This window comes from Agromyces sp. NPDC058110, from assembly GCF_042884735.1.
Lineage (GTDB): Bacteria > Actinomycetota > Actinomycetes > Actinomycetales > Microbacteriaceae > Agromyces.
Genome location: NZ_JBHVTI010000003.1, coordinates 102,302 through 116,414, shown reverse-complemented (window position 1 = coordinate 116,414; position 14,113 = coordinate 102,302). Strand labels below are relative to the sequence as shown.

The following is a 14,113-nucleotide window of genomic DNA, read 5'->3' as shown; positions in this document are numbered from 1 at the left end:
TAATCGCGCAGGCCGGGCTCGGCCCGGGAACACGGACGAAGGCTAGGGCAGCGTGTCGAGCACCTCGGCCAGGCCGGCCTCGTCGATGCCGCCGGTGATCTCGGTCGCCGCGGCCTTGACCTCGTCGGGCGACTGGCCCATGGCCACGGCGCGACCGGCCGCGCCGGCCCAGGTGAACATCTCGATGTCGTTGCGGCCGTCGCCGACGGCGATGACCCGGTTCAGGTCGTGGCCCTGCCAGCCGCGCACGCGCTCGAGCGCGGTCGCCTTGCTCACGCCGTCGGGTGCGATGTCGAGCCACGCGGTCCAGCCGATCGCGTAGCTCACCTGGTGCAGGCCCATGCCCGCGACGAGGTCCATGAACTCCTGCGTCTCGTGCTCGGGCGAGACCACGACGACGCGGGTCGCGCTCGGCACGAACAGCCCCTCGAACTCGACCTGGCTCGCGGAATCGAGGTTCCAGGTGTCCATGCCGGCGGTGTACAGCCGGTGTCCGTCGGGCAGTTCGACCATGAACCGGCCTTCGGGCAGGAACGACCGGATGCGCTCGAGCGCGGTCGTCGGGTCGAACGTCTCGACGTGCGTGCGCACGTACCCGTCGGATGCCGCGTCGTCGCGCTGCATCGTCACCGCACCGTTCGCGCAGACCACGTACTCGGGGCGCAGGCCGAGCGCCTCGAGCACGGGCAGCGTGCCCGCCCACGAGCGACCGGTCGCGATCGTCACCTCGTGCCCGCGATCGCGTGCGGATGCCACGGCCGACGCCACCGCGGGATCGATGGTCTCGTCTTCGTGCATGATCGTGCCGTCGACGTCGAGTGCCACGAACCACGGGTCGGCCGTCGGGTTCGACGCGTCGGCGCCGTCGCGACGCTCGACGTCGGCCCGCGGCATCCGCTCGCTCATCGCGCGACGGGCTCGAGCACCTCGAGGCCGCCGAGGTAGCCGCGCAGCGCCTCGGGCACCCGCACCGAGCCGTCGGCCTGCTGGTGGGTCTCGAGGATCGCCACGATCCAGCGCGTGGTGGCCAGCGTGCCGTTCAGGGTGGCGACCGGCGCCGTCTTGCCCGATTCGGTGCGGTGCCGGATGTCGAGGCGACGCGCCTGGTAGGTCGTGCAGTTCGAGGTCGACGTCAGCTCGCGGTACGCGCCCTGCGTGGGCACCCACGCCTCGACGTCGTACTTGCGCGCTGCGCTCGAGCCGAGGTCGCCGGCGGCCGTGTCGATGACGCGATACGTGAGCCCGAGGTCCTGCAGCATGCCCTCCTGCCAGGCGAGGAGTCGCGCGTGCTCGGCCTCGGCCTCGGCCGGGTCGACGTAGCTGAACATCTCGAGCTTGTTGAACTGGTGCACGCGGATGATTCCGCGCGTGTCCTTGCCGCCCGACCCGGCCTCGCGGCGGTAGCAGGTCGACCAGCCGGCGTAGCGGATGGGTCCGTTCGACACGTCGATGATCTCGTCGGCGTGGTAGCCGGCGAGGGCGACCTCGCTCGTGCCCGTGAGGTAGAGGTCGTCGGCCGGCAGGTGGTAGATCTCGTCGGCGTGGGCGCCGAGGAACCCGGTGCCCTGCATGATCTCGGGCCGAACCAGCGTGGGCGTGATGAGGGGCGTGAACCCGGCCGCCAGCGCGCGGTCGAGGCCCATGGTCATCAGGGCGAGCTCGAGGCGGGCCCCGATGCCCTTGAGGTAGTGGAAGCGCGCGCCCGACACCTTCGCGCCGCGCTGCATGTCGATGGCGTCGAGCAGTTCGCCGATCTCGAGGTGGTCGCGGGGTTCGAAGTCGAACGAGGGGATCTCGCCGACGGTCTTGAGGAGCACGAAGTCGTCTTCGCCGCCCGCCGGAACGCCGTCGATCACGACGTTGCCGATGCGCTGCACGGCGGCCGTGAACGCGTCTTCGGCGACGCTCACGTCGGCGTTCGCCTGCTTGACCTTCGCCGCGAGCTCCTGCGCCTGCGCGACGAGCGCGGCCTTCTCGTCTTTCGGCGCCTGCGCGACCTGCTTGCCGAACGCGTTCTGCTCGGCCCGCAGCGCCTCGAACGCCGTGATCGCGTGGCGACGGGCCGCATCGGCTGCGACGGCGTCGTCGACGAGTGCCGGAGACTCGCCCCGGAGCTCCTGCGAATGCTTGATGAGGTCGGGGTTCTCGCGAAGCAGCACGGGGTCGATCACGCGTGCCAGTCTAACCGCGGTGCTCCGATGCAATAGGTTGGCTCCGTGGCGCGGGGCGGTGAGCAGCAGGCGGAGGAGTCCGCAGAGGATCGTCCGCGCGTCGCGGTGGTCTTCAACCCGAGCAAACAGGGCGTCGACAACCTCCGCAGGGCGATCACCGAAGTGGCCGAGTTGCAGGGCTTCGCCGAGCCGCTGTGGATCGAGACGACAGTCGACGACCCGGGCAAGGGCATGGCGCTCGAGGCCCGCGAGGCGAAGGTCGATCTCGTGATCGCCGCAGGAGGCGACGGCACGGTCCGTTCGGTGGCGGCCGGCCTCCGCGACAGCGGCCTGCCCATGGGCATCGTGCCGATCGGCACCGGCAACCTGTTCGCGCGCAACGTCGACATCCCCGTCAACGACCTTCGCGACGCCGTCGTGCTCGCCTTCTCGGGCCTCGACCGCGCGGTCGACGTCGTCGTCGCCGACATCACCAGGCCGAACGGCGACACCGAGTCGCACACGTCGCTCGTGATGGCCGGCATCGGCATCGACGCCACCATGATCTCGAGCACGAACCCCGACCTGAAGAAGCGGGTCGGCTGGCTCGCCTACGTCGACGCCGGGCTCCGCGCGCTGCCCGCATCGAAGCCGTATCGCGCGTACTACCGAACCGATGCCGGCCGGCTGCACCGGTCGAAGGTCTCGACCATCCTCGTGGCGAACCTCGGCTACCTGCCGGGCAACATCGAGCTCATCCCCGACGCGCAGCTCGACGACGGGCGCCTCGACATGGCGGTGCTCCAGCCGCGCAACTTCCTCGGCTGGCTCTTCATCTGGCGCAAGGTCACGTGGGAGAACCCCGTGCTGCGCAAGTCGGCGATCGGGCGCCAGATCATGGATCTCACCGGCGGCAGCCGTCGACGCGAGATCGTCTACTCGCGCGGACGCTCGGTCGACATCGAGATCGGCGAAGGCGCCGAGGAGTTCGAGATCGACGGCGACGAGTTCGGCACGGTCGTGTCGGCCCGGTTCACGGTCGACCCCGCCGCGCTCATCGTGCGGGTGCCGTCGCTCGACTGAGTCGCCGCGACGCCCTGCGCCTGCATGGACGCCCGCGTGCCCCTCGGCCAGAAGCACCACACGAACACGAGCGCGAGAGCGGATGCCGCGGCAAGCAGTCCGAGGGTCGTGCTCGCCTGATCGGCGGCCGCCAGCACCGCCCAGAACTCGTTCATGGCGTTCATCTCCGCCTCGGTCGGGTTCTGGCCGTTGTACGAGTTGAGGTGCTCGTAGCCGTCGGCGATCGCCCGGGCGAGCGCCTGCACGCCGACGAGCGAGAGCACGAGGAGGGCCGCGAGCGCGATCACCGCCGGAGTGCGCAGCTGCGACGCCGAACGCTTCACGATCGCCGTCCGCGTGCTGACTGCAGGGCCCAGACCGCCAGCACGACCACCGTGCCGAGGGCCCCCGCCTGCACGAGACCGGCGCTGAGCGCGGCGACCGCGCTCAGGAAGGCCTGCGCTTCGGCCTGGTCGGCCATGGTGCCGCTCGGGCTCATCCGTTCGCGCGTCATGTTCCACGAGAGCCACGCCCCGACGACGACGAAGACGACGCTGATCGCAAGGGCCGTCCAGTAGCGCAGCGCCGGATGCCGCACGAACGGGCTCTCCGATTCGAGCTCGGGCTCGACCACGAAGTCGTCATCGCCGGCACCTTCGCCCGCCCGCATGCCGAGATCGGAATGCACGGCCGAGGTGCTCGGCGGTGGGCCGATGCGCGACGGCCCCGGCGTGGAGGGCGCGTCGGAACGAGGCGCGAACATCGCCTCGTCATCGGGCACCGGACGGGCGCGGGAGCCCGTCTCGCCCTGCTCGGGAGCGAAGTACGCCAGCAGGGCGGCGGCATGGTCGGGCTCGGGAGTGCGGTCGGCCTCGAGCACGCGGGCCTCCTCGCGGAGCGGGGCCGACCGCTCGGCGGCGGTCCCGACCGAGCCGGGTCCGTACAGCTCGGTCTCGATCGGGCTGGGCGGGGCCGTGGGCTCACGGCGCGCGGGCTTGCGGGCGTTCGCCGCGGCATCCGATACATACCCGCGCTGGAATCTGGGATCGAACCTCGGGTCGATGCCCCGCGCAGCCTCGTCGCTCATCGCGTGTCCTTCGGTCTCAGTGGCGCTCGTGCCTCGCGTTCGGGCGACCGCTCAGTCGGGTTCGCCGCTCAGCAGCCCGCGCAGCCAGTCGCGCGCCTCGATGAAGATCTCGTCATCGTACTTCGCGTGGTACTCGATCTCGCGCTGGTCGGCGCGGGGATACGAGCCGAGGAAGATCACGTTCGGGCTCGTGCGCCGAAGACCGAGCAGGGCGTCGGCCACGCGCTCGTCGGCGACGTGCCCGTCGAGGTCGACGACGAACCGGTAGCGCCCGAGGGCGTCTCCGATCGGTCGCGACTCGAGCAGCGACAGGTTCACGCCTCGCGTCGAGAACTGCTCCAGCATCGCCAGCAGCGCGCCGGGCTCGTCGCTCGGCAGCTCGACGATGAGGCTCGTCTTGTCGGCCCCCGTGGGCTCGGGCAGGGCGCGCGAGCGCGAGACGAGCACGAACCGCGTCACCGCGTTCGGGTTGTCGCCGATGTCGCGGGCGAGCACCGTCACGTCGTGGTGGTCGGTGATGCCGGGAGGGGCGACGGCGGCATCGGCCGTGCTGTCGGGGTCGAAGAGCGAGGCGGCCGACTGCACGTTGCTCGACGCCGGGATGTGACCGTGCTCCGGCAGGTGCCGTTCGAGCCAGCCGCGGGACTGCGCGTAGGCCACGGGGTGGGCGTTCACCGTGCGCACGTCGGCGAGCGCAGTGCCGTGCCGGGCGACCAGCACGAAGTTCACGGGCACGAGGTACTCGCCCACGATGCGCAGTCCGGGAACGGTCGCGAGCGCGTCCTGCGTGGCCGAGACGCCGCCCTCGATCGAGTTCTCGATCGCGATCACCGCGGCGACCGAGCGACCGCTCGTGACGTCGGCGAGCGCCTCGCCGACGTTGTTCACCGAACGCCACGTCTTGCCGGCCGCCTCGGGCACCTGCTTCAGGGCGGCCTCGGTGAACGTGCCCGCCGGCCCCAGGTAGGAGTAGGTGTCCTCCGGGCGTTCGCGTGCGGCATCCGTCATGCAGCAAGCCTAGCCAGCGGTCGCGGGTTGAGCGGCTAGCGTCGAACCGTCCGCAACGCGAACCGTGAGGAGATCGCGATGACCACGACCCGAGCCCCGTCGGCTCCGCGTGAGCGCACAACCGTGCCCTCCGAGGCCGAACGCCTCGCCGCGCTGCGGAGCATGAAGCGCCTCGCGACCTCGCTGCTCGTCGCCGCGGCGGTCGTGTTCGCCGTCGCGTTCGCCCTGCAGGACCAGGTGCCGTGGCTCGCCTACGTGCGTGCGGCGGCCGAGGGCGCGATGGTCGGCGCGATCGCCGACTGGTTCGCGGTGACGGCACTGTTCCGGCGGCCCCTCGGCCTGCCGATCCCCCACACCGCGATCATCCCGACGCGGAAGGACGAGATCGGCGCGACGCTCGGCGCGTTCGTCGAAGACGAGTTCCTGTCCGACGACGTCGTGCTCGGCAAGCTGCGCTCGATCGGGATCGCGTGCCGTCTCGGCGGATGGCTGGCCGAGCCCGCGAACGCCGAACGGCTCACCGCCGAGGCATCCGTCGCGGCTCGCGGGGTGCTCGAACTCCTCGGCGACGACGACGTCGAGGACGTGATCGAGCGGCTCGCCCGCAAGCACCTCTTCGAGCCGGTCTGGGCGCCCTCGATCGGGCGGGTCGGTGCCCGGCTCGTCGCCGCCGACCAGCAGCGCGCCGCCGTCGACGCGCTGCTCGTCAAGGCGGAGGACTGGCTCGTCGCGCACCCCGAGGCGTTCGGCAGCATGGTCTCCGACCGCCTGCCGCGCTGGATGCCGGGCTTCGTCGACCGGCTCGTCGACGACCGCGCGGCCCGGGAGGTGCTCGGGTTCGTGCGTGCGGTGCGCGCCGACCCGCGGCATCCGCTCCGAGAGGCGATCGACCGCTACCTCGCCGACCTCGCCGACGCGCTGCAGCACGACCCGGCGACCATCGCGCGCGTCGAGGGCATCAAGCTCGACCTGCTCGAGAGTCCCCGCGTGCGCGAGTTCGCCGGCGAGGCGTGGACCGCCGTGAAAGCCGCGCTCGACGAGTCGCTCGCCGACCCCGGGAGCGAGCTGCGGCAGAGCCTGCGGTCGGCCGTCGTCGAGGTCGGCACGAGGTTGGTGGCCGACGAGGCGCTCGCGGCGAAGGTCGACACCTGGGTGACGGATGCCGCGGCGTACGTGGTGCGCACGTACCGCCACGAGATCGCCGGCGTCATCACCGAGACCGTCGAGCGCTGGGACCCGGCCGAGACCACGCGCAAGCTCGAGGTGCAGGTCGGGCGCGACCTGCAGTTCATCCGCATCAACGGCACCGTCGTCGGCGCGCTCGCGGGCCTGGCGATCTTCTCCGTCGCGACGGCACTGCACGCGCTCGTCTGATCCGGGCGGGGTGCGGTCGGCGGGCAGTCGGGCCAGACTGGGGGCATGCATGCACGCGCGGGCACCCCGGCCACAGAATCCGACCTCATCGACGTCGAAGCCCTCGTCAGGGCCTACTACGACCTGCAACCGGATGTCTCGGTGCCCGAGCAGCGCGTTGCATTCGGCACCTCGGGGCACCGGGGCTCGTCGTTCAACACGGGCTTCAACGAGCACCACATCCTCGCGATCACGCAGGCGATCGTCGAGTACCGCGCCTCGCAGGGCATCACGGGCCCGCTGTTCATCGGGGCGGACACCCACGCGTTGAGCGCGCCGGCGCAGACGACGGCCCTCGACGTGCTCGTCGCGAACGGCGTGCGCGTGCTGGTCGACGAGTTCGACGACTACGTGCCGACGCCCGCCCTGTCGCACGCGATCCTCAGCTGGAACAACGACCCGGCCAGGCGCGCCGAAGGCGAGGCCGACGGCATCGTCATCACGCCGAGCCACAACCCGCCGCAGGACGGCGGATTCAAGTACAACCCGCCGCACGGCGGACCCGCCGACAGCGACGCCACGTCGTGGATCGCGAACCGCGCGAACGAGCTCATCGCCGACGGCCTGCGCGAGGTCAGGCAGGCCGAGCCGAGCGGCGTCGAGACGTACGACTTCCGCACGGCCTACGTGGCCGACCTCGCGAACATCATCGACTTCGAGGCCATCAAGCGCAGCGGCATCAAGATCGGCGCCGACCCGCTGGGCGGGGCGTCGGTCAACTACTGGGCGGCGATCCGCGACACGTACGGCCTCGACCTGACGGTGGTCAACGAGCGCGTCGACCCGACGTGGTCGTTCATGACGCTCGACTGGGACGGCAAGATCCGCATGGACCCGTCGTCGCCGAGCGCCATGGCCTCCGTGCTCGAGCACGGCGATGCGTACGACATCCTCACCGGCAACGACGCCGACGCCGACCGTCACGGCATCGTCACGCCCGACGGCGGGCTCATGAACCCCAACCACTACCTCGCGGTCGCGATCGAGTACCTCTTCGCGCACCGTCCCGAGTGGAAGGCGGATGCCGCGATCGGCAAGACCCTCGTGTCGAGCTCCATGATCGACCGCGTCGCCGCCGACCTCGGGCGCAGGCTCTGGGAGGTGCCGGTCGGCTTCAAGTGGTTCGTGCCCGGGCTCGTCGACGGCTCGGTCGGCTTCGGCGGCGAGGAGAGCGCCGGCGCGTCGTTCCTCCGGTTCGACGGCACGGTCTGGACCACCGACAAGGACGGCATCCTGCTGTGCCTGCTCGCATCGGAGATCCGCGCGGTCACCGGCAAGTCGCCCTCGGAGCTCTACGTCGGGCTCGTCGAGCGGTTCGGCGACCCCGCCTACGAGCGCAAGGATGCCGCGGCCACCCCCGCGCAGAAGGCCGCCCTCGGCAAGCTCACCGGCGAGGCCATCACGGCGACCGAGCTCGCCGGCCAGCCGATCACGGCGAAGCTCTCGCACGCGCCGGGCAACGGCGCCGCGATCGGCGGCGTCAAGGTCGAGACGGCCGACGCCTGGTTCGCGGCGCGCCCCAGCGGCACCGAAGACGTCTACAAGATCTACGCCGAGTCGTTCCTCGGCGCCGAGCACCTCGCGCAGGTGCAGGAGGAGGCCAAGCGGGTCGTCGACTCGGCGCTCGGCTGATCCCCTGGGCGAGGCCTTCGCGTCGATCCCGAGCGGCCGCGACCGACCGGGCGACGACGGCACGCGGATGACGAACGCCCGGTCGAGCGAGGCTCGACCGGGCGTTCTGCGCGTGCGCGCGGCATCCGGATCAGGGAACGATTCCCGATCAGTGGATCGAGAAGTACGTGACGTAGCCGCCGCCCGAGGCGAGGGCCTCGTCGACGTCCCAGTAATCGGCATCCTTCGTGTGACCGCCGACCCAGATCTTCGTGCCGGCGTCGGTGTGCTCGACGCGCGTGACGACGGCCGTGTGGTCGCGGTCGCCCGACGAGTCCCAGTCGAACTGGGCGATGTCGCCGACCTTGACCAGCGCGCGCTGCGTGTCGTCGAGGTAGGTCGCGCGCGACGTCTGCGTGAGCAGGTAGTCGCGGAGTGCCGTGGAGCTCGCCCAGCTCGGCGACATGGCTCCGGTCGAGCCGTCGTAGTACCAGCCGCCGTCCATCGCGAAGCCGCGGGCCGCGAGCGACTGGCTCGCGAAGTTCGCGCAGTCGACGCCGGAGAGCACGGGGTACTGCGCCGAGTTGTAGGTGTTCCAGTATGTGAGCACGTAGTTCAGCTGGGCATCGATGCCGGGGTCGTTCGTATACGTGAACGCCAGGTCGATCGGGGTGTCGACGGCGGCCTCGGCCTGGAGCGCCGCGGGCGCGAGCTGCGTGAGGAGCGACGCGGTCTGCGAGATCGGCGCGTCGGTGGCCACGGCCTCGATCGGCGTGCCCTCGGCGTCGGCGACGGTGATCGGCATGGTCGCACCCTTGTCGGCCTCGGCGACGGCGGGCACCTGGAACGTGAGCTTCGTGTCCTCGGCGGCCACGATGGTCGCTGGCGTCGAGCCGACGGTCACCGATGCGGCCTCGTCGAGCGAGTGGCCGGTCAGCGTGACCTCGGCCCCGCCGGTGAACGGTGCGCTGGCGGTCGAGAGGCCGCTCGTGATCTTCGGCGAGAGGTCGGGCTCGGCGACGGTGATCGAGTCGCCTGCCGCACCGCCCGCGGAGGCGGTCGCGGTCGCGTCGGCGTTGATCACGTCGTGCACGGCGGTGTCGGTCGCGGCGGTCGAGGACTCGGCCTCCGCGGGCACGAGCGCTCCGAACGCGCTCAGCCCCATGAACGCGGCGGCCGAGCCGAGGGCCGCGGTGCGCTTGAACGAGGCGCCCTTCGCCGGGGCCTTCGCGCCCCGACGGTTGCGCACGCGCTCGGCGCGGTGCCGCGGCCGGCCCGATGCCGTCGACGACGGCTTCGCCGGTGCGAGGTTGGATTCGACGACGGTCGACTCAGCCGTGTCGACGACGCTCGCCGCGGTGTCGGCGTCGGTCACGACGACGGTCGTGGTCGAGTCCGCGACGGCAGGCTCGGCGATGGTCGAGTCCGCGACGGTCGGCTCGGCGACGGTCGACTCAGCGACGATCGACTCAGCCACGGTCGGCTCGGCGACGGCCGGCTCGGTGACGGTGAGCGACGCCTCGGTCGGCTCGGCGACGGTCGGCTCGGCATCGGTCGCGATGACGGTCTCGACGTCGGTCGACGCCGCCGCGGAGCGGCCCCGACGGCGCGCGCGCAGCTTGGACGAGGGTGCGTCCTTCGGTTCGGGTGCCACGGTCGGGGCTTGGAACGTGGCGCGGCGGAGGACGGGAAGATCGGAGGGATTCAGCAAACCGGAGTGTTTCGTGTCGGCGTTAAGGGGGACTTCCAGCCCAACATGCCAATTTGTGAGGATCCCTCTCGAACGCTGGGAGACCTATGAGAGCGCGTTCACACAGCGACGGTGCGGCTCGCGAGCGCCAGACGCAGACCCACGACGGCCAGCGGCACCAGCACGAGCAGTGCCACCATGTTCACCCCTGCGAATCCGAAAGCGCCGAGTACCAGCCCGGAGAGCGCTGCGGATGCCGCGGCCGCGACGTTCATCGCGGCATCCGTCGCCCCCTGCAGCGGAACCCGCAACCGCGCCTCGACCGAGGTCGTCAGCAACGTCGAGCCGCCGATCATGCCGGCCGACCACCCGAGGCCCAGGAGTCCGAGGGCGAGCGGGACGAGCAGCACGTCGCCGCCGGGCGCGAGGATGCCGATCACGGCGGCGGTGACCAGGACCGCCGCGCCGAGCAGCACGACCCGCACCGAGCCGACCCGGTCGACGAGCCATCCCATGACCGGACTCGCTCCGTACATGCCGAGGATGTGGATGCTGAGCACGAGGCCGACGAGGTTCAACGACATGCCGTGCTGGGTCATGTGGATGGGCGTCATGACCATGACCCCCACCATGACCGTGTGCGAGCAGACGATCGCGAGGATCGCGAAGAGCGACCTCGGCGACCGGGCGGCCTCGCGCAGCGCGGCGATCGCCCCGACGGGAGGCGCGTCGGCCGCGGCCTGCGGCGGAACCGGCGCATCGGCGGCGGGCTCCGCGGCGGCGAGCTCTGCGGCAGCGAGCTCTGCGGCAGCGGAAGCGTGGACATCGGCACCCGCACCCGCACCCGCACCCGCAGCACCGTCGGCACTTCGCGCCTCGGCGGCGCCTGCCGCGACCTCTCCTGCCGGCGCCGCGTCGGTCTCGAGCACGCCGGCGCGCGGCGTGCGCAGCAGCGTGGCCACGAGCAGCGTCGAGACCGCGAAGGCGACGGCCGAGAACGCGAACGACCCGACGAGGTGCGGCAGCCCGAACGCAGCCCCGACGCGGTCGCCCGTCTCGGAGAGCAGGGGCCCCGCGACCGAGCCGATCGTCGTGGCCCAGAGCACGAGCGACATGGACCGGGCCTCGAACCCGGGCGCCGCGATCTCGGTGGCCGCGAACCGCGCCTGCAGTCCGGCCGCCGCTCCCGCGCCGAAGGCCGCGAGGCCGAGGAACACGAGCGGCGCCCAGCCGCTCGCGGCCGCCGCGATCACGAGGAGCGCGCCGACCGCCGCCAGCGCGTAGCCGACGGCGAGCGCGACGTGCCGGCCCGACCGCACGGCGAGGCGCGCGAGCGGGATCGCGACGATCGCCGCACCGAGCACGCTCGCCGACTGCGCCAGGCCGCCCATGGCCACGACGCCCGTGAGGTCGGCGACGAGGATCGCGGCGAGCGCCATGCCGGTCGCCACGCCGATGCCCGCGAGCAGCTGGTTCGCGATGAGCACGCCGAGGGCCAGCCCGCGACGCGGGCGGCGGGTGTCGGAGACGGCAGCCCGCGGCATCCGCCGGGTCATCGATTCACGCTCCTCGCGCCGGTCACGCGCTCATCGTATCGACGCCCGCCGACGGCCGATGACGGCCGGCCGGCCGAGGGTCAGAGTCCGAGCGGTACGCTCGGCAGCCCGAAGAACTCCTCGAGGGTGGTGTACCCGGTGTCGTGCATCTCGGTCGCGAGCTCGACCCCGATGTAGCGGTAGTGCCACGCCTCGTGGGGGTAGCCGGTGACGTCGACCTTGTCGGCCGGGTACCGCAGCAGGAAGCCGAACCGGTAGGCGTTGGTGCGCAGCCATTCGCCCTCGGGGCTGTCTTCGAGGCACTCGAAGGTGCATCCGCCCTCGGAGCCGATGTCGATGCCGAGCCCGGTCTGATGCTCGCTCGCGCCGGGGGGTGCGGTCGTGGGATCGCTGCCGTCGCCGTAGAGGTCGACCTGGGTCGAGTAGCTGCGGAAGGCGCTGTTCGACGCCAGGTACAGGCCGGCCTCATCGGCCGCCGCCTGGAACATGGCGACGACGGCGTCGGACGCCTCCTGCCGCATCATCGGCTCCCAGGTGTGCGCGACGGGCACGTCGACGAGGTCGTCGGGTTCGTAGTCCTGCGGGTTCAGCGGGCGCTGCTTGTTGACGACGACCCAGATGCTCGCGGGGTCGTCGATCGACCGCGCCGTCTTGTCGAACGTGTCGACCGCAGCCGGTGCGACGGCCTCGCTCGGAGCGGGACGCGGGTCGGCCGTGCCCTCGGCCGACGTCGAGTCGCCGGTCGGGCCGGCGCTGCCCTCGGTGCCGGATGCCGCCCCCTGCGGGGCCCCGGCCACGGCGCCGACGACGACCGCGGCGATCGCGACGAGCACGAGGCTGAGCACTCCGGCGACGGTCAGGCGGCGCCGCTGGACCTCTTCGGAGGGGTACTCGCGCTCGTCTGCTGACACCGTACGAGTCTACGACGAGCCCCTCGAAACCCTCCGGTCAGGCGACGCACAGGTCACGCTTCGGTAACGAAGGCCTGCAATGAGAGCGCTCTCTTGACAATCGTGAGAGCGCTCTCGTAGAGTCATCGACGCATCGTGAGAGCGCTCTCACCCAGTGGGTCGGCGCGTCCTCACGTGACCATTCCCGCAACCCCAAACACACGCACAAAGGAGTGACCGTGAAGCTTTCACGACGCACCAGGGCGATCGCAGCCGTCGCAGGCGCCGCATCCATCGCCATCATCGCAGCAGGCTGCGCGCCCTCGTCCGACTCGGGCAGCGGCGACGGCGGCACCGTCGAGCTGACGGTCGCCACCTTCAACGACTTCGGCTACACCGATGAACTCCTGCAGGAGTACATGGACGCGAACCCGAACGTGAAGGTCGTGCAGAACGTCGCCGCCACGTCGAACGACGCCCGCGCGAACTACTTCCAGAAGCTCGGCAAGAAGGGCCTCGCCGACGTCGAGGCCATCGAGGTCGACTGGCTGCCCGAGGTCATGCAGTACTCCGACCTGCTCGCGCCGGTCCCCGCCGACCTGAAGGACCGCTGGCTCGACTGGAAGACCGACGCCGCGACCGACGCCGACGGCAACCTCATCGGCTACGGCACCGACATCGGCCCCGAGGGCGTCTGCTACCGCTCCGACCTGTTCGCCGCAGCCGGTCTCCCGACCGACCGCGAAGAGGTCGCCAAGCTCCTCGACGGCGACTGGGCCAAGTACTTCGAGGTCGGCGCCCAGTACACCAAGGCGACCGGCGCCGCGTTCTTCGACTCGGCCGGCGGCACCTACCAGGGCATGATCAACCAGGTCGAGGCTGCCTACGAGGACCCCGAGTCGGGCGACATCATCGCGACCGAGAACCCCGAGGTCGAGGACCTCTACAACCAGGTGCTCGACGCCAGCGCGACGCAGTCGGCACACCTCGGCCAGTGGAGCGACGACTGGTTCGCAGGCCTCTCGAACGGCGCCTTCGCGACCATGCTGTGCCCGGGCTGGATGCTCGGCGTCATCTCGGGCAACGCCGAGGACGTCACCGGCTGGGACATCGCCAACACCTTCCCGAACGGCGGCGGCAACTGGGGCGGCTCGTACCTGACCGTTCCCGCCAACGGCGCGAACGTCGAAGAGGCCCAGAAGCTCGCCGACTGGCTGACCGCTCCCGAGCAGCAGGTCAAGGCGTTCGAGAACGCCGGCACGTTCCCGAGCCAGAACGAGGCCCTGACCTCCGACACGCTCCTCGGCTCGACCAACGAGTACTTCAACAACGCCCCGGTCGGCCAGATCCTCACGGACCGCGCCAACGCCGTCACCGTCGCACCCTTCAAGGGCCAGTTCTACTTCCAGGTGAACGACGCGATGCAGCAGGCGCTGACCCGTGTCGAGGACGGCACGCAGGACAAGAAGGCTTCGTGGGACCAGTGGGTCTCCGAGGTCGAGGCGATCGGCTGACCTGAGCCGATGCACCACGTGGCGGGGCGGGGCGGGTGCCCGCCCCCCCCCCCCCCCCCCCCCCACCCCCCCCCCCCCCACGAACCACCCGGGGCACGAAAGAAAAGGCGGCCCCCCCCGCCCCCCGCCCCC

11 protein-coding genes are annotated in these 14,113 nt (G+C 71.3%); 4 read left to right on the top strand and 7 right to left on the bottom strand.

Annotated features, from left to right (window positions below):
• Positions 1-42: 42 nt before the first annotated feature.
• Together ACFVS8_RS08120 and serS are read right to left on the bottom strand one after the other, a co-directional pair.
• On the bottom strand, positions 43-906 hold the full coding sequence (locus ACFVS8_RS08120; protein ID WP_387060073.1) for an HAD family hydrolase: 864 nt from the start codon (positions 904-906) through the stop codon (positions 43-45).
• A complete protein-coding gene (serS, locus tag ACFVS8_RS08115; protein WP_387060070.1) occupies positions 903-2,171 on the bottom strand; it encodes a serine--tRNA ligase in 1,269 nt (422 codons plus the stop codon). The genes ACFVS8_RS08120 and serS overlap by 4 nt, the downstream gene beginning before the upstream one ends.
• A 45-nt stretch (positions 2,172-2,216) precedes the next feature.
• On the opposite strand from serS, the gene ACFVS8_RS08110 reads away from it, so the two are divergent.
• On the top strand, positions 2,217-3,233 hold the full coding sequence (locus ACFVS8_RS08110) for a diacylglycerol/lipid kinase family protein (RefSeq protein ID WP_387060068.1): 1,017 nt from the start codon (positions 2,217-2,219) through the stop codon (positions 3,231-3,233).
• 319 nt (positions 3,234-3,552) lie between these two features.
• Here the strand turns inward: ACFVS8_RS08110 and ACFVS8_RS08105 are convergent, their stop codons facing one another.
• Together ACFVS8_RS08105 and pheA are read right to left on the bottom strand one after the other, a co-directional pair.
• The gene (locus ACFVS8_RS08105; RefSeq protein WP_387060065.1) at positions 3,553-4,299 is read right to left on the bottom strand and encodes a hypothetical protein; all 747 of its coding nucleotides are present in this window, start codon (positions 4,297-4,299) and stop codon (positions 3,553-3,555) included.
• A gap of 51 nt (positions 4,300-4,350) precedes the next feature.
• Complete coding sequence (pheA, locus tag ACFVS8_RS08100) at positions 4,351-5,307, bottom strand: prephenate dehydratase (protein ID WP_387060062.1); 957 nt, start codon at positions 5,305-5,307, stop codon at positions 4,351-4,353.
• A gap of 78 nt (positions 5,308-5,385) precedes the next feature.
• Here pheA and ACFVS8_RS08095 point away from each other — a divergent pair, with 78 nt between their 5' ends.
• Both ACFVS8_RS08095 and pgm read left to right on the top strand, forming a co-directional pair.
• The gene (locus ACFVS8_RS08095; RefSeq protein WP_387060060.1) at positions 5,386-6,681 is read left to right on the top strand and encodes a DUF445 domain-containing protein; all 1,296 of its coding nucleotides are present in this window, start codon (positions 5,386-5,388) and stop codon (positions 6,679-6,681) included.
• A gap of 45 nt (positions 6,682-6,726) precedes the next feature.
• Complete coding sequence (gene pgm / locus ACFVS8_RS08090; protein WP_387060057.1) at positions 6,727-8,352, top strand: phosphoglucomutase (alpha-D-glucose-1,6-bisphosphate-dependent); 1,626 nt, start codon at positions 6,727-6,729, stop codon at positions 8,350-8,352.
• 148 nt (positions 8,353-8,500) lie between these two features.
• Here the strand turns inward: pgm and ACFVS8_RS08085 are convergent, their stop codons facing one another.
• The 3 genes from ACFVS8_RS08085 to ACFVS8_RS08075 all read right to left on the bottom strand — a co-directional run bounded on the left by ACFVS8_RS08085 (position 8,501) and on the right by ACFVS8_RS08075 (position 12,488).
• Entirely contained in the window at positions 8,501-9,985 is a 1,485-nt protein-coding gene (locus ACFVS8_RS08085) for an amidase domain-containing protein (RefSeq protein WP_387060055.1), read from the bottom strand.
• Positions 9,986-10,140: 155 nt separating this feature from the next.
• The gene (locus ACFVS8_RS08080) at positions 10,141-11,577 is read right to left on the bottom strand and encodes an MFS transporter (RefSeq protein ID WP_387060052.1); all 1,437 of its coding nucleotides are present in this window, start codon (positions 11,575-11,577) and stop codon (positions 10,141-10,143) included.
• An 80-nt stretch (positions 11,578-11,657) separates the two neighbouring features.
• On the bottom strand, positions 11,658-12,488 hold the full coding sequence (locus tag ACFVS8_RS08075; protein ID WP_387060049.1) for a M15 family metallopeptidase: 831 nt from the start codon (positions 12,486-12,488) through the stop codon (positions 11,658-11,660).
• A gap of 218 nt (positions 12,489-12,706) precedes the next feature.
• On the opposite strand from ACFVS8_RS08075, the gene ACFVS8_RS08070 reads away from it, so the two are divergent.
• Positions 12,707-13,981, top strand: coding sequence for an ABC transporter substrate-binding protein (locus ACFVS8_RS08070; RefSeq protein WP_387060046.1), 1,275 nt, complete (start codon positions 12,707-12,709; stop codon positions 13,979-13,981).
• Positions 13,982-14,113: the final 132 nt, after the last annotated feature.

Excerpts from the sequence above, each read along its gene's own strand:
- ACFVS8_RS08120 (WP_387060073.1), bottom strand. The coding sequence starts at position 906 with ATGAGCGAGCGGATGCCGCGGGCCGACGTCGAGCGTCGCGACGGCGCC.
- ACFVS8_RS08105 (WP_387060065.1), bottom strand. The coding sequence starts at position 4,299 with ATGAGCGACGAGGCTGCGCGGGGCATCGACCCGAGGTTCGATCCCAGA.
- pheA (WP_387060062.1), bottom strand. The coding sequence starts at position 5,307 with ATGACGGATGCCGCACGCGAACGCCCGGAGGACACCTACTCCTACCTG.
- ACFVS8_RS08095 (WP_387060060.1), top strand. The coding sequence starts at position 5,386 with ATGACCACGACCCGAGCCCCGTCGGCTCCGCGTGAGCGCACAACCGTG.
- pgm (WP_387060057.1), top strand. The coding sequence starts at position 6,727 with ATGCATGCACGCGCGGGCACCCCGGCCACAGAATCCGACCTCATCGAC.
- ACFVS8_RS08080 (WP_387060052.1), bottom strand. The coding sequence starts at position 11,577 with ATGACCCGGCGGATGCCGCGGGCTGCCGTCTCCGACACCCGCCGCCCG.